The sequence below is a fragment of the Streptomyces sp. NPDC004629 genome (assembly GCF_042873595.1).
Lineage (GTDB): Bacteria > Actinomycetota > Actinomycetes > Streptomycetales > Streptomycetaceae > Streptomyces.
This window is the reverse complement of the sequence record NZ_JBIALO010000021.1, coordinates 89,898-107,784: the sequence shown is the minus strand read 5'-3', so window position 1 is coordinate 107,784 and position 17,887 is coordinate 89,898. Positions and strand designations below refer to the sequence as shown.

11 protein-coding genes, 2 pseudogenes and 1 riboswitch are annotated in these 17,887 nt (G+C 71.5%); of the genes and pseudogenes, 5 read left to right on the top strand and 8 right to left on the bottom strand.

What is annotated here, in order from left to right; genetic code table 11:
- Nucleotides 1-89: 89 nt before the first annotated feature.
- Nucleotides 90-1,100 (bottom strand): polyprenyl synthetase family protein, encoded by a 1,011-nt coding sequence (locus ACFYTE_RS28715; RefSeq protein WP_388716345.1) that lies wholly within the window; start codon nt 1,098-1,100, stop codon nt 90-92.
- Between the two features lie 236 nt (nt 1,101-1,336).
- Between ACFYTE_RS28715 and ACFYTE_RS28710 the strand changes: the two genes are divergently transcribed.
- Nucleotides 1,337-3,592 (top strand): CocE/NonD family hydrolase, encoded by a 2,256-nt coding sequence (locus ACFYTE_RS28710; RefSeq protein ID WP_388716343.1) that lies wholly within the window; start codon nt 1,337-1,339, stop codon nt 3,590-3,592.
- 295 nt (nt 3,593-3,887) lie between these two features.
- Nucleotides 3,888-4,071, top strand: a riboswitch (cyclic di-AMP (ydaO/yuaA leader).
- Nucleotides 4,072-4,074: 3 nt separating this feature from the next.
- The gene (locus tag ACFYTE_RS28705; RefSeq protein WP_388716340.1) at nt 4,075-4,566 is read left to right on the top strand and encodes a transglycosylase SLT domain-containing protein; all 492 of its coding nucleotides are present in this window, start codon (nt 4,075-4,077) and stop codon (nt 4,564-4,566) included.
- Nucleotides 4,567-4,575: 9 nt separating this feature from the next.
- Here ACFYTE_RS28705 and ACFYTE_RS28700 read toward each other — a convergent pair whose 3' ends face one another.
- From ACFYTE_RS28700 to ACFYTE_RS28690, 3 genes and pseudogenes are all read right to left on the bottom strand, one after another.
- On the bottom strand, nt 4,576-5,382 hold the full coding sequence (locus ACFYTE_RS28700) for an HAD family hydrolase (RefSeq protein ID WP_388716337.1): 807 nt from the start codon (nt 5,380-5,382) through the stop codon (nt 4,576-4,578).
- Nucleotides 5,383-5,497: 115 nt separating this feature from the next.
- A complete protein-coding gene (locus ACFYTE_RS28695; RefSeq protein WP_388716334.1) occupies nt 5,498-6,694 on the bottom strand; it encodes an FAD-dependent oxidoreductase in 1,197 nt (398 codons plus the stop codon).
- A gap of 55 nt (nt 6,695-6,749) precedes the next feature.
- Nucleotides 6,750-7,020 (bottom strand): annotated as a pseudogene (locus ACFYTE_RS28690) (ATP-grasp domain-containing protein); the annotation flags it as partial.
- 255 nt (nt 7,021-7,275) lie between these two features.
- On the opposite strand from ACFYTE_RS28690, the gene fahA reads away from it, so the two are divergent.
- On the top strand, nt 7,276-8,496 hold the full coding sequence (fahA, locus tag ACFYTE_RS28685) for a fumarylacetoacetase (RefSeq protein WP_388716507.1): 1,221 nt from the start codon (nt 7,276-7,278) through the stop codon (nt 8,494-8,496).
- A 796-nt stretch (nt 8,497-9,292) separates the two neighbouring features.
- The gene (locus ACFYTE_RS28680) at nt 9,293-10,231 is read left to right on the top strand and encodes a M56 family metallopeptidase (RefSeq protein WP_388716332.1); all 939 of its coding nucleotides are present in this window, start codon (nt 9,293-9,295) and stop codon (nt 10,229-10,231) included.
- Between the two features lie 55 nt (nt 10,232-10,286).
- Here the strand turns inward: ACFYTE_RS28680 and recQ are convergent, their stop codons facing one another.
- Nucleotides 10,287-12,293, bottom strand: coding sequence for a DNA helicase RecQ (gene recQ, locus ACFYTE_RS28675; RefSeq protein ID WP_388716504.1), 2,007 nt, complete (start codon nt 12,291-12,293; stop codon nt 10,287-10,289).
- A 189-nt stretch (nt 12,294-12,482) separates the two neighbouring features.
- Between recQ and ACFYTE_RS28670 the strand changes: the two are divergent.
- Nucleotides 12,483-12,596, top strand: a pseudogene (locus ACFYTE_RS28670) (Uma2 family endonuclease); the annotation flags it as partial.
- 94 nt (nt 12,597-12,690) lie between these two features.
- On the opposite strand, the gene nuoN reads toward ACFYTE_RS28670, so the two are convergent.
- The 3 genes from nuoN to nuoL are packed head-to-tail and all read right to left on the bottom strand — an operon-like array spanning nt 12,691 to nt 17,884.
- The gene (nuoN, locus tag ACFYTE_RS28665; protein ID WP_388716329.1) at nt 12,691-14,340 is read right to left on the bottom strand and encodes an NADH-quinone oxidoreductase subunit NuoN; all 1,650 of its coding nucleotides are present in this window, start codon (nt 14,338-14,340) and stop codon (nt 12,691-12,693) included.
- Nucleotides 14,337-15,908 (bottom strand): NADH-quinone oxidoreductase subunit M, encoded by a 1,572-nt coding sequence (locus tag ACFYTE_RS28660; protein ID WP_388716326.1) that lies wholly within the window; start codon nt 15,906-15,908, stop codon nt 14,337-14,339. Before ACFYTE_RS28660 ends, nuoN begins: the two co-directional genes overlap by 4 nt.
- A 5-nt stretch (nt 15,909-15,913) precedes the next feature.
- A complete protein-coding gene (gene nuoL, locus ACFYTE_RS28655) occupies nt 15,914-17,884 on the bottom strand; it encodes an NADH-quinone oxidoreductase subunit L (RefSeq protein ID WP_388716323.1) in 1,971 nt (656 codons plus the stop codon).
- Nucleotides 17,885-17,887: the final 3 nt, after the last annotated feature.

Sequence of the window (17,887 nt, the reverse complement as noted above, 5' to 3'; positions counted from 1 at the left end):
GCTCGCCGACCGTCCCGCCCGGTGGTCGGCCGACCCGGTCGCTACCCCGTCCGATGGCCATCCCACCCGGCGGCCATCCCACCCGATGGTTATCCCGCCCGATGGACCACCGCGTCGCACAGTTCCAGCAGGGCCGTCTTCGCGTCGCACTCCGGGAGGGGGGCCAGCGCCGCCCGCGCCTCCTTCGCGTACCGCACGGTGTCCCGCCGGGCCTGCTCCAGTGCGGGGTGCGCGCGCAGGGCCTCCAGCGCCTGCGCGTGCCGGCCGTCGTCGGACAGGTCGGAGTCCAGCAGCTCGCACAGCGCGAGGTCCTCGGGCAGCCCCAGCCGCGCCGCCCGCTCCCGCAGCCGCAGCACGGGGAGCGTGGGGACGCCCTCCCGCAGGTCCGTACCCGGGGTCTTGCCGGACTCGTGGGAGTCCGACGCGATGTCCAGGACGTCGTCGGCGAGCTGGAAGGCGACGCCCAGCCGCTCGCCGTACTGCGTGAGCACGTCCACGACCGTCTCGTCGGCGCCGGACATCATCGCCCCGAACCGGCACGACACCGCGACCAGCGAGCCCGTCTTGCCGGCGAGCACGTCCAGGTAGTGCTCGACCGGGTCGCGGCCGTCCGAGGGCCCGGCCGTCTCCAGGATCTGCCCGGTGACCAGCCTCTCGAACGCGACGGCCTGCACCCGCACCGCCTCCGGACCGAGGTCGGCGAGGATCTGCGAGGCGCGGGCGAACAGAAAGTCGCCGGTCAGGACGGCGACCGAATTGCCCCAGCGGGTGTTCGCGCTGTCCACCCCGCGCCGCACCGCGGCCTCGTCCATCACGTCGTCGTGGTACAGCGTCGCCAGATGGGTCAGCTCCACCACCACGGCCGACGGCACCACCCCGGGCGCATACGGGTCGCCGAACTGCGCGGCGAGCATCACGAGGAGCGGGCGGAACCGCTTGCCGCCCGCCCGTACCAGGTGCTGCGCGGCCCCCGTGATGAACGGCACCTCGCTCTTGGTGGCTTCGAGCAAGCCTTCCTCGACAGCCGCCAATCCGGCCTGGACATCGGCTTCCAGAGCCTGGTCCCGCACGCTCAGCCCGAACGGCCCGACGACGGTCACGAGGGGTCTCCTGTCTGCTGGTGTCTGCTGGCGATTACACGGTTTGTCGATAGGTCGCTGCCATCACTCAAGTCAGCGTATCCGGTCAGGTTTCGATCACCGATAGCGCCCACCGTCCAGCTCGGGCGGTATCGGATCACGACCGGTATGTTGCCGATCAGTCGATACAATCCGATATTCATGGACTCATGGGGATGCGACACCTTTTGCCCCGCTAATGCCTCGGAACGCCGCCCATGCACATCCGTACGTCCTTCCCCTGCGAAACCGCTCACACGGACCTCCGGATCCCCCTCGACGGGACGGGGCTGTACGCGCGCGTGTGGCGCCCCCTGACGGACGAACCCGTACCGGCCCTCCTGGAGTACGCCCCGGACCGCCTCACCGACCGGACGGCGCCGCGTGACGCCCAGCGGCACCCCTGGTACGCGGGGCACGGCTACGTCTCCGTCCGCGTCGACGCGCGCGGGTACGGCGGCAGCGAGGGCGTACCGGCGGGCGCCGGCCCGGCGGCCGAGGCCGCGGAGGCGGCCGACGGGGCGGAGGTCGTCGAGTGGCTGGCCGCACAGCCGTGGTGCGACGGCAACGTGGGCGTGTTCGGCATCTCCCGGGGCGGCTCCGCCTCCCTCCGGATCGCGGCCCTCGCGCCCGAGCCGCTCAAGGCGGTCGTCGCGGTCTGCTGCCCCGACGACCGCTACGAGAACGAAGGGCACGGCCCCGGAGGTTCCGCCGTCGCGGCCCGCCTGCACGCCCGTTCCGCAGGGGCGCTCACGACCGCAGCCCTCCCGCCAGACCCGCGGTACGCCGGCGACTCCTGGCAGGCCGTCTGGTCGACCCGCCTGGAGGCGCTGACCCCCGCCCTGCACGCCTGGCTCGCACCCCGAACCACCGGCGCACACACCGGCCCGCCTCCGGCCCTCGGTGGCGTCAAGGCAGCGGTGCTGGCGGTCGGCGGCTGGTACGACCCGCACCACGACACCGTCCTCCGTCTGGTCGAACGCCTTCCCCACGACCGCGTCCGCGGGTTGATCGGACCCTGGTCGCACCACTACCCCGACCGGGACCTGTCACCCGGACCGGCGATCGGCTTCCTCCAGGAAACCCTGCGCTGGTGGGACCACTGGCTGAAGGGCGGCTCACCGTCAGGGTCTCTCCGCGGCTCCGCAGCCGGCCCTCCCCGCAGCTCCGCAGCAGGCACTTCCCACGACTCCGTATCCGCCACTTCCGACGGCTCGGCATCCGCCACTCCCCACGGCTCCGTATCCGCCACTCCCCACGACTCGGCATCCGCCACTCCCCACGACTCCGTGGGCGCCGCTCCCCGCGGCTCCGTGGGCGCGCGCCCGGTGATGTCCGAACCGCTTCTGCGCGCGTACGTCGTCGAGTCCCACCGTCCGGACCCGGCCCGCGCCGCCCTCCCTGGCCGTTGGGTCGGCGAACCCGCCTGGCCGTCCCCCAACGTGACGAGCGTCGCCCACGACCTGCGAGGCGCCCCGGTCCTGGTGCGTTCGCCCCTGCACACCGGCGTGGACGCGGGCTGCTTCCGCCCGATCGGCGACGAGGCCGACCTGCCGCCCGACCAGCGGGGCGAGGACGGACGGTCCGTCTGCTTCGACTTCGAAGTGACCGAGGAGACCTGGGTGCTCGGGCGGCCCCGGGTGCGGCTGCGACTGACCCGCCGGGCGCCGCGGACGCAGCTGATCATCCGGATCTGCGATGTCGCCCCGGACGGTGCGTCGACCTTGGTCACCAGAGGCGTGCTGGACCTGGCGCCGCCCGGCCACGAGGAGGCGGCACCTCGGTCGCCGGGCAGCGCGCGGGGAGCGGCGCCCCGGTCGCCGGGCAGCACACAGGAAGCGGCGCCCCGGTCGCCGGGCGGTCCGCAGGAGGCGACCGTCGAACTGGGCGGCGCCGGGCACGCCTTCCCGCCCGGTCACCGCATCCGCCTCGCGGTCTCCTCCGCGTACTGGCCGTGGGTGTGGCCACGGCCCGAGTCGGCGGCGGGCTGCGTGCTCGACCCGGCGGGCAGCTCGCTCGAACTGCCGGTGCGGGCCAGGACGTCGGACCCGGCGGTCGTCTTCGAAGAACCCGAGCAGGCCGAGCCCCTTGGCGCGGGCGAGTCCGTCACGCTGGACGGGCCGCGCCCCGGGCGACTGGTGGTGCGGGACGTCGCCGAGGACGAGTGGCGGGTGGAGGTGGCCCCGTGCCGCGAGGGCACGCGCGCGTACCCGGACGGTCTGCAGTGGACCGAGGGCGCGACGGAGACGTACACGATCACGGGGAACGACCCGCTGTCGGCCCGCGCCCGCTCGGAGCGCTCGGTGCGGCTGCACCGCCCGGATCTGCCGTGGGACACCACGGTCCAGGTCCGTTCGGAGATTTCCGGTGACGTCGGCCACTTCGTCACCGCCGACGAGGTGGTCTGCACGACGGGCGGCGAAGTGATCTTCCACCGGACCTGGGAGAAGCGAATTCCCTGGACCACGGAATGAAGTGCCCGTTTTGCCGCTATTGGCACCTCAATTCCCCTTGGCGCTGAATGTACTTGAGCTTCGAGGGAAGTGACTTGGGTCACCCTTTACCGTGGCGCAGCACCCCGCCCGCAGCCCCCACCGCCCTTTCCTCGATGCTCAGTTGACCCTTGGCAATAGCAAAGGATCAAGCGGCTCATACATCTCAATCGCATGTCAATCGGTATGAGATGGGAATCCACCACTTGTTTCCGACATGTGCGGTCGCATAGCTTCCGGGCCAGTCGGATGGACGCCGAATCCTGCCGCCACCCGACATGACCCATCGACGAACCACATTTCGTACGGCAGGAGCGGGGGACCCAGGGAAGTCGCCGGGCCGGACGGCACAGCCGACCGGAACGGCTAGGGGTGAAGTCGCGTCGCCTTTCGGCGGCCGACCGGGCACCTCCCCCGCCCGAACCCGACAGCTCACCTCGCAGGCGCCGGAGAGGAACATCGCCATGTCTGCAGCCGCTCGGCACCGCCACCCCCGCACCAACCGCCTCGTCCGCACCCTCGTCGTGGCCGGCACCGGAGCCGCGGTGCTCGCCCTGCCGCTCCTCGGCGCCACCGGCGCCCACGCGGCCACCCCCGGGTCCGTGACAACGGCCGGCACAACGCCTGCCGGGTACCCGAACAACCTCGACGGCTGGATCCGCGAATCGCTCGCGATCATGGCGGAGAAGAACATCCCCGGCACCTACAACGGCATCCACCGCAACATCATGCGCGAGTCCTCGGGCAACCCACGGGCCATCAACCTCTGGGACTCCAACGCCGCCAAGGGCATCCCGTCCAAGGGCCTGCTCCAGGTGATCGACCCGACGTTCAACGCCTACCACGTGGAGGGAACGTCGTACGACATCTACGACCCGGTCGCCAACATCACGGCCGCCTGCAACTACGCCGCCAAGCGCTACGGCTCGATCGACAACGTCAACGGCGCCTACTGACACACCGCGTCACGGAAACAGTCTTTCGAGGACGACGGCCACGCCGTCGTCCTCGTTCGACAGGGTGACCTCGTCGGCCACCGCCTTCAACTCTGGGTGGGCGCCGGCCATCGCCACCCCGTGGGCGGCCCAGTCGAACATCGGGATGTCGTTCGGCATGTCACCGAAGGCGACGGCCTCTTCAGGAGCCAGCCGAAGGTGCTCGGCGGCCAGGGCCAGACCGGTGGCCTTGTTGATACCGCACGGCTGCAGCTCGACGGTCCCGGGCCCGGACATGGTCACGGTCGCCAGGGAGCCCACGACCGCGCGCGCCGTCGCCGCCAACTCGTCGTCCGACAGGGCGGGGTGACGCAGCAGCACCTTGCTGATGGGCGCGCACCACAGATCGTCGCGCCGCTCGACACGGACGGCGGGCAGGGTCGGATGCGGCATCAGATACCCGGGCTCGATGAGCGTGAGCCCGCTCACCCCGTCCTGGTCGACGGCCGCGTACACCTGCCCCACCTCGGCCTCGATCTTGCCGAGCGCGGTCTCGGCCAACTCCCGGTCCAGGGTGACCGACCACAGCAGGCGGTCCATGTCGGCGTCGTACACCTGCGCGCCCTGTCCGCACACGGCGAGCCCCCCGCGGCCCAGCGTGTCGAGCAACGGCCGCACCCGGGGCGCCGGCCGCCCCGTGACCACCAGGTGCCGGGCGCCGGCCCGTGCCACGCGCGCGAGCGCGGCGACGGACCGGTCGGAGAGGGTGTCGTCGCCACGCAGGAGCGTTCCGTCGAGGTCGGTGGCGACGAGTGAATACGCGGGAGGAGCGGCCATGACCAGAGAATACGGACAGCGGGCCGCCGCGACTCACCGCTCCGGCCGGCCCCTTGCGTTCCTCCTGCTGGCGACAGAGGTCGCGGCAACGCGCTCGTCGGGTGTGGCGCGGGCCTCAGGCGTGTGCCGCCACCAGGTGTTTCGCCAGGCGCGGCGAGGCGAACTCGGTGCCGCACACGAAGCGCATCACCGGGCCGTAGGAGGCCGCGGCCGGCAGACCGGTGAAGTAGAGGCCGGGGACCGAGGAGACATATCCGGGGCCGAGTTTCGGAGTGCCCCGGCTGGCGGCGAGCCGGGCTCGGATGCCGTGGCTCAAAAAGCCCATCGCGGCTATGTCGACGCGGTAGCCGGTCGCCGCGATGAGATGGTCGGCCGGCAACCGGCCGGTGGCTCCGGTACGCGTGCGGACCGTGAGGACCGGCGTGCCGTCGGGGGCCTCCGCGCCCATGACGCGGTCGATCTCCTCCACCCGCACCTTTCCCTCGAAGCGGTCCCGCAGCCACCAGGCTCCGAGCGGGCCGAGCACCCGGCGGACCAGGTAGTGCCGGGTGCGCGCGGGGAGGTAGCGATAGGAGTGCGGGTATTGGCTGAGGGCCCACAGCGACCAGGCACGGCCGAACGGTGACTCGGGACGCAGCCGCGGCCGGTGCCGCGGCGGGGCACCGAAGCCGACGCGGCGCCGCGCGACCACGCGCACGCGTGCGCCGACCTCCGCCGCCAGCGCCGCGGTCTCCAGCGCGGACTGCCCGGCGCCGACGACAATCAGTTCCTTGCCGGCGAACCGGGTGAGGTCGCGGTGCTGGGAGCTGTGGGACACCGGGCCCGTCGGGGCGGGTCCGTCCGCCGCGGCGGCGGCCAGCTCCGGGGGCAGATGGGACAGGCCCGACAGCCCCGTGGCGATCACGACGGCGCGGGCCGGGAACGACTCGCCCGAGGCCGGCCGGACTTCGAAACCGCCGCCGGGGCGCCGGTCGACCGCGACGACCCTGACCCGCTCCAGGTCGGGCACCAGCTCCCGCTGGAACCACTCTCCGTAGGAGATGAACGTCTCGACGGGGACGATGTCCTCATCGGCGACCAGCCGGGGTATGCCCGCCGCGTCGCAGTAGTCGGCCAGGGTGTGGCCGGGCTGCGGGGCGTCGATGCTGGAGGCCGCCGGGGTCGTCTTCAGGAGCATCCCGGCAGGCATGTGGTCGCGCCAGCTCGCCATGGGGTCGCCGAAGACGCGCACGGGGATCCCGCGCGCCTTGATATGGGCAGCGGTGGACAGGCCGAAGGGTCCGGCACCGATGACTGCTACCGGTTGGATCACGAAGTCCCTCCCCAGGATGTGACGCCTGCTTCATGTGCTTCATGTGCTTCATGGCGGTGGTCGTGCTGCCGGGGCGGTTGCTCCGCCAGATCTGAACAGAGGTGCTCGGCGTCCGGCCGCACGAAGCGCGCGGCCATCGTGAGGAACAGCAGCGGATCCTCACCCGCGAACCAGGCCGGCTCCGTCCCGCTCGGCCGGTCCGGCGCGTGCGGCGTCGTGCGGGCGCCGCGGCGGTAGGCGAGGAGGGCGGGCAGGTCGACGTTCTCCACGACGTACCGACAGCCGGCGCGCTGCTCCCCCGCCGGCGCCGGACGGCCGGTCAGGTCCGGGCTGCGGAACGGCACGCCGACGGCATTCCTGGCCACAGGTCTCCCCCCATGTGTCCCCCACGGGACCGGACCCACCTCGTCCGTGTCCCCCCAAAAGACGCTAAGCCGGAATTGCACCCTCCGACAACAGGGCCTATTTGGACATTACGGACTCTTCAGACACTGCCCTGACAGGCAACTCACCCGTAACGTGTGCCGCGATCCATGGCACACATGACCATGCACGGCACGGATGAGAGCGAGGCAGCACCCATGCTCCCCTTCGACGTCCCCGAGGGCGATCCTTTCGGCCCGCACAACCTTCCGTACGGTGTGTTCTCGCCCACCGGCAGCCAGGAACGGCGGGTCGGCGTGCGGCTCGGCGACCATGTGCTCGACGCGGGCGCCGCGGCCGCCGCGCTCGGCTCGCCGTATGTCTCGCTGCTCGCGCGGCCCACCCTCGACCCGCTGCTCGCCGCGGGCCGCACCGCGTGGTCGGACGTCCGGCGCGCCCTGACGGCGTGGCTGACGGTCCCCTCCCACCGGGAGACGATCGAACCGCTCTTCCACCCCCTGTCGTCGGTGGCCCTGCACCTCCCCTTCGAGGTCGCCGACTACGTCGACTTCTACTCCTCCGAACACCACGCCCGAAACGTCGGCCAGATCTTCCGCCCCGACGCCCCGGACTCGCTGCCCCCGAACTGGAAGCACCTTCCGATCGGCTACCACGGCCGCTCCGGCACGGTCGTGGTCTCCGGCACCGACATCGTGCGGCCGTCGGGCCAGCGCAAGGCACCCGCGGACCCGGCACCGGTCTTCGGCCCCTCGGTCCGGCTGGACATCGAGGCCGAGGTCGGTTTCGTGGTCGGCGTGCCGTCCACGCAGGGCGAGCCGGTGGCGCTCGGCGACTTCCGGGAGCACGTCTTCGGGCTGTGCCTCCTCAACGACTGGTCCGCGCGGGACATCCAGGCCTGGGAGTACGTCCCCCTCGGCCCGTTCCTCGGCAAGTCCTTCGCCACCTCTGTGTCGGCGTGGATCACCCCGCTGGAGGCCCTGGAGGACGCCCGGGTGGCACCGCCGCCGCGCACCCATCCCCTGCTGCCGTACCTGAACGACTCCGGCTCCGGCGACGAACCCGGCGGCTACGACCTGCGGATCACCGTTGCGGTCAACGGTCATGTGGTGTCCGAACCGCCGTTCTCCGCCATGTACTGGACCGCCGCACAGCAGTTGGCGCACCTGACGGTGAACGGCGCCTCGCTGCGCACCGGCGACCTGTACGGGTCGGGAACGGTGAGCGGGCCGGAGCCGGACCAGCGCGGCTCGCTCCTCGAACTGACCTGGAACGGCCGGGACCCGCTCGAACTCCCCGACGGCAAGAGGGCGTTCCTGGAGGACGGGGACGTGGTGACGCTCTCGGCCTGGGCACCCGGCCCCGGCGGCGCCCGGGTGGGACTCGGCGACGTCACCGGCCGGGTGACCGCACACGCCTGACCCGGGCTCCTGACGCCCGCCCCGCCCGACACCGGCAGCCGCCCCAGCCCGGCGACCGGCGGGGCGCGCCCCCAGCGAGCCACCGGCCAGCAGCACCACGTGGGCCGACGGCACGGCGCGGGCCGACGCCAAGACGGGGACCAGCGGCGAGGCGCGCGCTGGCAGCGGGGCTCGGGCCAGCAGTAAGGCGCGGGCCGACGGCACGGCACGGGCCAGCGGCACGGCACGCGCCGGCAGCAGGGCGGGACCCGGGGGCAAGGCGCGCGCCGGCAGCAAGGCACGAGACAGCGGCAAGGCTCGCGCCAGCAGCGAGGCACGGGCCGGCGGCAGGGCGGGGGGCCAGGGGCAAGCCGCGCGCCGACAGCAGGACACGGGCCAGCGGCACGGCACGCGCCAGCAGCAGGGCGGGACCCGGGGGCAAGGCGCGCGCCGGCAGCAAGGCACGGGCCAGCGGCAAGGCTCGCGCCAGCAGCGAGGCACGGGCCGGCAGCAGGGCGGGGACCAGTGGCAAGGCGACGGCCGGGGCAGGACGGGGCCGAAAGTGGACTCGGGTTGACAGCGGAACTCGGGCCGGCGGCAGGGCGGGGCCAGGGCAAGGCGCGCGTCGGCAGCGGGCTCGGGCTGATGGAGGGCCTGGGCGGACCGGGGGCAGGTGAGGGGTCTGCTCGGCTTTGACCCCTGACTCCGGCCGCCCATCGCCGTCATACTTGCGGGCGGGACACCGCACCACCACGCACCGATTGCCGTGCACCACCGACACCGCCCCTTCCTCCGACCAGGAACCGGAGCCCCCGGCATGACCGTCTGCCTGCTCCTGCTGAGCGTCGTCGCCCTGACGTCCGCCGTGCCGGCACCCCGCGCGCTGACCCGGGCCGCCTGGCCCGAGCGGGAACCCGTGGTCGCGCTGTGGGTGTGGCAGTGCCTGGTCGCCACCGTGCTGCTGTGCTGCCTGGCCGCGCTGACGCTCGGTGCCGCGGCCGTCTTCCACACCGTGCGCGACCAGGTCTTCGCCCCCGCTCCGCCGGCCGTCACCGCCGCCTACGACCTGTCCACCGCCCCGGTCTGGGCCGTCACCCTCACCCTGCTGCTGGCGTGCGGTGCCGCGTGGACGACGGCGATGCTCGCCCGTGAGCTGACCGAGGCACGCCGACGGCGCGGCCGGACCCGCGCGCACCTGCGCGAACGCGCCCCCGACCTGCCGGCGGGGCTGCCCACGGCTCGCGGGCCCATGCTGGTGCTGGAGGACGAGTACCCCGACGCCTGGTGGATGCCGGGCCATCCGCCGCAGCTGGTCGTCACCACCGGGGCGCTGCACCGTCTCACCGACCACCAGCTGGACGCCGTCCTCACCCACGAGCGCGGCCACGCCCGCGCCCACCACGACTGGCTGCTGCATCTTTCCACCGCGCTGGCCACCGGCTTTCCCCGGGTCCCGCTGTTCGCCCACTTCTGCGACCAGACCCACCGGCTGGTCGAGCTGGCCGCCGACGACACGGCGTCGCGCCGCTGCGGCCACCTCACCACGGCCCTCGCCCTGATCGAGCTGAACCAGCACCGCGGGGTGCTGTCCTGCGCCTCCAGCCGACGCCTGCTGAGTGAGCGCGTGGACCGCCTGCTGGAGCCTCCGCCCCGGCTGCTGCGCAGACACCGGGCCCTGACGACGACGGTGGCCGCGCTGGTACCCCTGCTGCCGCTGCTGATCACCTTCGCCCCGGGGCTGACGGCGCTGTCCTGACGCGCCCCGGGCCATGGGCGGGACAGTGCCCCAGGCAGGCGTCCCCGGTGCCCGCCTAGAACCAGTCGTCCGGCTCGGGCTCGGCGTCCGGGTCGGGCCCGCCGTCGTCCGCCGCCGCACCGCCCGCCGTGGCCGGGCCGGCAGCCGCGGGCGCGGTGACGGTCGGGTCGGCCGCGGCCGGAGCACTGAGCGAGGACAACACCGCGATCACGCCCTCCCCGTACGTCGCCAGCTTCTTCTCACCGACGCCGCCCACCGTGCCGAGGTCCCGCACCGAGCCGGGCCATCTGGTGACGATCTCCCGCAGGGTCGCGTCATGGAAGATGACATAGGCCGGAACGCCCTGCTCCCGGGCCTGTTCGGCGCGCCAGGCACGCAATGCCTCGAAGGCGGGGAGCAGTTCGTCGGGCAGCTCGGCCGCGGCCGCCCTGGGCTTGCGGTCACCCCGGCCGGACGCGGAGGACGGCGTGCGCGCGGCGGCCTGCTTCTTCGGCTCCTTGCGCAGCGGCACCTCCCGGTCCCCGCGCAGCACCGAGCCGCTCTCCTCGGCCAGCACCAGCGTGCCGTACTCCCCCTCGACCGCGAGCAGCCCCTGGGCCAGCAGCTGCCGGACCACTCCCCGCCACTCGCCCTCGGTCAGCTCCTCTCCGATGCCGAAGACGGACAGCTGGTCGTGGTCGAACTGGATCACCTTCGCCGTGCGCTTGCCGAGCAGGATGTCCACGATCTGCACCGCGCCGAACTTCTGCCCGCGCTCGCGTTGCAGCCGCACGATCGTCGACAGCACCTTCTGGGCCGCGATCGTGCCGTCCCAGGTCTCGGGCGGGGTGAGGCAGGTGTCGCAGTTGCCGCAGCCCGCCGGATCGGGATCCTGCCCGAAGTAGGCGAGCAGCTGGCCGCGGCGGCAGGTGGCCGTCTCGCACAGCGCGAGCATCGAGTCCAGGTGGGCGGCGGCCCGGCGGCGGAACGCCTCGCCGCCCTCGCCGGACTGGATCAGCTTGCGCTGCTGTATGACGTCGTTGAGCCCGTAGGCCATCCAGGCGGTGGAGGGAAGTCCGTCGCGGCCCGCGCGGCCCGTCTCCTGGTAGTAGCCCTCGATGGACTTGGGCAGGTCGAGATGGGCGACGAACCGCACGTCCGGCTTGTCGATGCCCATGCCGAACGCGATGGTCGCCACCACGACCAGGCCGTCCTCCCGCAGGAACCGGGCCTGGTGCGCCGCGCGCGTGCCCGCGTCCAGGCCCGCGTGGTAGGGCACCGCCTCGATGCCGTTGCGGCTCAGGAACTCCGCCGTCTTCTCGACCGAGTTGCGCGACAGGCAGTACACGATGCCCGCGTCCCCCGCGTGCTCCTCGCGCAGGAAGGCGAGGAGTTGCTTCTTGGGGTCGGCCTTGGGCACGATCCGGTACTGGATGTTGGGCCGGTCGAAGCTGGCCACGAAGTGCCGGGCCGACGGCATGTTCAGCCGGCCGGTGATCTCCTCGTGGGTGGCGCGGGTGGCCGTGGCGGTCAGCGCGATCCGCGGGACCTCCGGCCAGCGCTCGCCGAGCAGGGACAGGGCGAGGTAGTCGGGCCGGAAGTCGTGGCCCCACTGGGACACGCAGTGCGCCTCGTCGATCGCGAAGACGGAGACCTTGCCCCGGGAGAGCAGGTCGAGGGTGGAGTCCAGGCGCAGTCGCTCCGGGGCGAGGTAGAGCAGGTCCAGCTCGCCCGCCAGGAACTCCGCCTCGACCACGCGGCGCTCGTCGAAGTCCTGGGTGGAGTTGACGAACCCGGCGCGCACGCCGAGCGCGCGCAGCGCGTCCACCTGGTCCTGCATCAGCGCGATGAGCGGCGAGACCACGACGCCCGTACCGGGTCTGACCAGGGCCGGGATCTGGTAGCACAGCGACTTGCCGCCGCCGGTCGGCATGAGGACGACCGTGTCACCGCCCGCCACCACATGCTCGATGATCGCTTGCTGCTCGCCCCGGAATTCCTCGTATCCGAAGACCCGGTGCAGCGTGGCCAGCGCCTCGCTCTCGGTCACCCCTGGCATCTCGCCGATCCCCGTCCCGCCCATCGCCGTGTCCCCCGTACGTCGTCCCTCGACCACTGCCTCCACGATAGGGGCCCGAACCGACAACCCCGGAGTTATCCACAGGCTCCGGCCTCACACCGCGTCAAGGACACGACCGTCGTTCACACGTTCGCGGGAGACCTCTGCCCGTTTCCGGCCGATAGTCTGATGGAACCGGCGAGACTCCGTCCGATGGGAGCAGCGAAGGTGGCCGCCTCCAACTGGCCGATCCCGCCCGAGGACGGCTGGACCGCCGACGACCTGGACCGGATTCCGGATCTTCCTCCGCACACGGAGCTGATCGAGAACGAGAAGGGCCGCGCCGCAGTAGCCCGGCACGAGACGGACGACGGCCCGGCACCCCCGAGCGGTGCCGGGCCGCGGCGTACCACAGCACGCGTCAGCGCACGAAGACGCCCGCCTGGTTCGCCAGATCCAGGAAGTACTGCGGCGCCACGCCGAGCACCACCGTGACGGCGACGCCGATGCCGATCGCCGCCATCGTCAGCGGCGAGGGCACGGCGACGGTCGGTCCCTCCGGCCGGGGCTCGCTGAAGAACATCAGCACGATCACCCGGATGTAGAAGAACGCTGCGATCGCCGACGAGATCACACCGATGACCACCAGCGGGACCGCGCCGCCTTCGGCCGCCGCCTTGAACACGGCGAACTTCCCGGCGAACCCGGACGTCAGCGGAATGCCGGCGAAGGCCAGCAGGAACACCGCGAACACGGCCGCGACCAGCGGCGAACGCCGGCCGAGCCCGGCCCACCTGGACAAGTGCGTCGCCTCGCCGCCCGCGTCGCGCACCAGGGTGACCACGGCGAACGCGCCGATCGTCACGAAGGAGTACGCGGCCAGGTAGAAGAGGACGGAGGAGACGCCGTCCTTCGAGGTCGCGATGACACCGGCGAGGATGAAGCCCGCGTGCGCGATCGACGAGTACGCCAGCAGCCGCTTGATGTCGGTCTGGGTGATCGCCACGATCGCGCCGCCCAGCATGGTGACGATCGCGACCGCCCACATGACCGGCCGCCAGTCCCAGCGCAGACCGGGCAGGACGACGTACAGCAGCCGCAGCAGCGCGCCGAACGCCGCCACCTTGGTGGCCGCCGCCATGAAGCCGGTCACCGGGGTCGGCGCGCCCTGATAGACGTCCGGCGTCCACATGTGGAAGGGCACCGCGCCCACCTTGAACAGCAGGCCCATCACGACCATCGCGCCACCGATCAGCAGCAGCGCGTCGTTGCCCATCGTGTTGGCCAGGGCCGGGTCGACGCTGGTGACCGTGCCGTCGACGACCTGCGCGATCGTCGCGTACGACACCGAGCCCGCGTAGCCGTACAGCAGCGCGATGCCGAACAGGGTGAAGGCGGAGGCGAACGCGCCGAGCAGGAAGTACTTGACCGCGGCCTCCTGCGACATCAGGCGCTTGCGGCGGGCCAGAGCGCACAGCAGGTAGAGCGGGAGGGAGAAGACCTCCAGGGCGATGAACAGGGTCAGCAGGTCGTTCGCCGAGGGGAAGACCAGCATGCCGGCGACCGCGAACATCAGCAGCGGGAACACCTCGGTGGTGGTGAACCCGGCCTTCACGGCGGCCTTCTCGCTGTCGCTGCCCGGCACGGACGATGCCTGCGCGGCGAACGAGTCGACCCGGTTGCCGTGCGCCGCCGGGTCCAGGCGACGCTCGGCGAAGGTGAACAGGCCGACCAGACCGGCCAGCAGGATGGTGCCCTGAAGGAACAGCGACGGCCCGTCGACGGCGATCGCGCCCATCGCCGCGATGTGCGCCTTCGTCGTGCCGTACCCGTCCGCCGCGAGCGCGACCACCGCGGCGAAGGCGGCGCACAGTGCCACGACGGACACGAACACCTGGGCGTAGTAACGGGACCTGCGCGGCACGAACGCCTCGATCAGCACCCCGACGATCGCCGCGCCGACGATGATCAGGGTCGGCGACAGCTGTCCGTACTCGATCTTCGGCGCGTCGATCTTCGAGATCGGGTCGGCCGCGGTTGTCCACAGGCTGTGGACGGCTGCTGCACTCACTTGGCCGCCTCCACCTCGGGCTTGGGATCGGTCTTGTGTACGTCGGACATGGTCTGCTTGACCGCCGGGTTGACGATGTCCGTGACGGGCTTCGGGTAGACGCCCAGGAAGATCAGCAGCACCACCAGCGGGGCCACCACCAGCAGCTCACGCACCCGCAGGTCGGGCATCTTGGCGACCTCCGGCTTCACCGGGCCCGTCATCGTCCGCTGGTACAGCACGAGGGTGTAGAGCGCGGCGAGGACGATGCCGAAGGTGGCGATGATCCCGATCACCGGGTAGCGCGTGAACGTGCCGACCAGGACCAGGAACTCGCTCACGAACGGCGCGAGGCCCGGCAGGGACAGGGTCGCCAGGCCGCCGATCAGGAACGTGCCCGCGAGCACCGGGGCGACCTTCTGCACTCCGCCGTAGTCCGCGATGAGCCGCGAGCCGCGCCGGGAGATCAGGAAGCCCGCGACCAGCATCAGCGCGGCCGTGGAGATGCCGTGGTTGATCATGTAGAGCGTGGCGCCGGACTGGCCCTGGCTGGTCATCGCGAAGATGCCCATGATGATGAAGCCGAAGTGCGAGATCGACGCGTAGGCCACCAGCCGCTTGATGTCACGCTGGCCGACGGCGAGCAGCGCCCCGTAGATGATGCTGATCAGGGCCAGGACGAGGATGACCGGCGTCGCCCACTTGCTCGCCTCCGGGAACAGCTGGAGGCAGAAGCGGAGCATCGCGAAGGTGCCCACCTTGTCGACGACCGCGGTGATGAGGACGGCGACCGGGGCGGTTGCCTCTCCCATGGCGTTGGGCAGCCAGGTGTGCAGCGGCCACAGGGGCGCCTTCACGGCGAACGCGAAGAAGAAGCCCAAGAACAGCCAGCGCTCGGTGCTGGTCGCCATGTGCAGCGAGCCGTTGGCCCGCGCCTGCGCGATCTCCTGGAGGCTGAAGTTCCCGGCGACCACGTAGAGCCCGATCACCGCGGCCAGCATGATCAGACCGCCGACCAGGTTGTAGAGCAGGAACTTCACCGCGGCGTACGACCGCTGCGTCGCCGCAGCCTTCTCCCCGTGCTCGTGGGCACGGTCCCCGAAGCCGCCGATGAGGAAGTACATCGGGATCAGCATGGCTTCGAAGAAAATGTAGAAGACGAAGACGTCGGTGGCCTCGAAGGAGATGATCACCATCGCCTCGACGGCCAGGATCAGGGCGAAGAAGCCCTGGGTCGGCCGCCAGCGGCGGCTGCCGGTCTCCAGCGGGTCGGCGTCGTGCCAGCCCGCGAGGATGATGAACGGGATCAGCAGGGCGGTCAGCGCGATGAGGGCGACCGCGATGCCGTCCACGCCCAGCTCGTACCTGACCCCGAAGGCCTTGATCCAGGTGCGGGACTCGGTGAGCTGGTAGCGGTCGCCGCCCGGGTCGAAGCGGACCAGGATGACGATCGCCAGGGCGAGCGTGGCGAGCGAGACCAGCAGCGCCAGCCACTTGGCGGCGGTGCGTCGCGCGGCCGGCACGGCCGCCGTGGCGACCGCCCCGACGGCCGGGAGCACCGCCGTCGCTGTCAGCAGGGGAAAGGACATCGGTATCAGACCGCCCTCATCAGCAGGGTCGCGGCGACCAGGAGTGCCGCACCGCCGAACATCGAGACCGCGTAACTGCGCGCGAAGCCGTTCTGGAGTCGGCGCAGCCGTCCGGAGAGGCCTCCGAATCCGGCCGCCGTGCCGTTGACGACCCCGTCGACCAGGGTGTGGTCGACGTACACCAGGGAGCGCGTCAGGTGCTCTCCGCCGCGGACCAGGACGACGTGGTTGAAGTCATCCTGGAGCAGGTCGCGCCGGGCGGCCCGGGTGAGCAGCGAGCCACGCGGGGCGAGGGCCGGGACCGGGCGGCGGCCGTACTGCGCGTAGGCGATCGCGACGCCGATCACCAGCACCACCATCGTGGAGAGGGTGACGGTGAGGGCGCTGACCGGTGAATCGCCGTGCGAGTGGCCGGTGACCGGCTCCAGCCAGTGCAGGAAGCGGTCGCCGACGCTGAAGAGCGCACCGCCGAAGACCGAGCCGACGGCCAGCACGATCATCGGGATCGTCATGACCCTGGGTGATTCGTGCGGGTGCGGTTCGGCGTGTTCGCCGCGATGCTCGGCGGCGGGCTCCACGCTGGGCTCCGCCGGGGAGGCGGTCCTCGCGTGCCGCCAGCGCTCTTCTCCGAAGAAGGTCAACAGCATCACGCGGGTCATGTAGTACGCGGTGATGGCCGCGCCGAGCAGGGCCGCGCCGCCGAGGATCCAGCCCTCGGTGCCGCCCTTGGCGAAGGCCGCCTCGATGATCTTGTCCTTGGAGAAGAAGCCGGACAGCCCCGGGAAGCCGATGATGGCGAGGTAGCCGAGGCCGAAGGTGACGAAGGTGATCGGCATGTACTTCCGCAGGCCGCCGTACTTCCTCATGTCGACCTCGTCGTTCATGCCGTGCATGACCGAACCGGCGCCGAGGAACAGCCCGGCCTTGAAGAAGCCGTGCGTCACCAGGTGCATGATCGCGAAGACGTAGCCGATCGGGCCGAGGCCCGCCGCCAGCACCATGTAGCCGATCTGCGACATCGTCGAACCGGCCAGCGCCTTCTTGATGTCGTCCTTCGCGCAACCGACGATCGCACCGAACAGCAGCGTGACCGCGCCGACGATGGTCACGACGAGCTGCGCGTCCGGCGCTGCGTTGAAGATCGCCGCCGAGCGGACGATCAGGTACACGCCGGCGGTCACCATGGTCGCCGCGTGGATGAGGGCCGAGACCGGGGTCGGGCCCTCCATCGCGTCCCCGAGCCAGGACTGCAGCGGCACCTGGGCGGACTTGCCGCACGCGGCGAGCAGCAGCATCAGGGCGATCGCGGTGAGCTTGCCCTCGGTGGCGCCGCCCGCGAGACCGGGTTCGGTGTGGGTACCGAGCAGTGGGCCGAATGCGAAGGTGCCGAAGGTGGTGAACATCAGCATGATCGCGATCGACAGGCCCATGTCCCCGACGCGGTTGACCAGGAAGGCCTTCTTCGCCGCGGTCGCCGCGCTGGGCTTGTGCTGCCAGAAGCCGATCAGCAGGTAGGAGGCGAGGCCGACGCCCTCCCAGCCGACGTACAGCAGCAGGTAGTTGTCGGCGAGGACGAGCAGCAGCATGGCCGCGAGGAACAGGTTCAGATAGCCGAAGAAGCGGCGGCGCCGCTCGTCGTGCTCCATGTACCCGACCGAGTACAGATGGATCAGCGAGCCGACGCCGGTGATCAGCAGGACGAACGTCATCGACAACTGGTCGAGGCGGAAGGCCACGTCGGCCTGGAAGCCCTCGACCGGGATCCAGCTGAACAGGTGCTGGGTGAGGGTGCGGTGTTCGGCGTCCTTGCCGAGCAGGTCGGCGAAGAGAATCACGCCGATCACGAAGGAGGCCGCCGACAGGAGCGTGCCGACCCAGTGGCCGACGGCGTCCAGGCGCCGGCCACCGACCAGCAGGACGGCCGCTCCGAGCAGGGGCGCCGCGATCAGCAGCGCAATCAGGTTCTCTGCGTTCATACG

Bases quoted from the DNA above. Each gene is read 5' to 3' on its own strand.
- ACFYTE_RS28710 (WP_388716343.1), top strand. From the start codon at position 1,337: ATGCACATCCGTACGTCCTTCCCCTGCGAAACCGCTCACACGGACCTC.
- ACFYTE_RS28705 (WP_388716340.1), top strand. From the start codon at position 4,075: ATGTCTGCAGCCGCTCGGCACCGCCACCCCCGCACCAACCGCCTCGTC.
- ACFYTE_RS28700 (WP_388716337.1), bottom strand. From the start codon at position 5,382: ATGGCCGCTCCTCCCGCGTATTCACTCGTCGCCACCGACCTCGACGGA.
- fahA (WP_388716507.1), top strand. From the start codon at position 7,276: ATGCTCCCCTTCGACGTCCCCGAGGGCGATCCTTTCGGCCCGCACAAC.
- ACFYTE_RS28680 (WP_388716332.1), top strand. From the start codon at position 9,293: ATGACCGTCTGCCTGCTCCTGCTGAGCGTCGTCGCCCTGACGTCCGCC.
- recQ (WP_388716504.1), bottom strand. From the start codon at position 12,293: ATGGGCGGGACGGGGATCGGCGAGATGCCAGGGGTGACCGAGAGCGAG.
- ACFYTE_RS28660 (WP_388716326.1), bottom strand. From the start codon at position 15,908: ATGTCCTTTCCCCTGCTGACAGCGACGGCGGTGCTCCCGGCCGTCGGG.
- nuoL (WP_388716323.1), bottom strand. From the start codon at position 17,884: ATGAACGCAGAGAACCTGATTGCGCTGCTGATCGCGGCGCCCCTGCTC.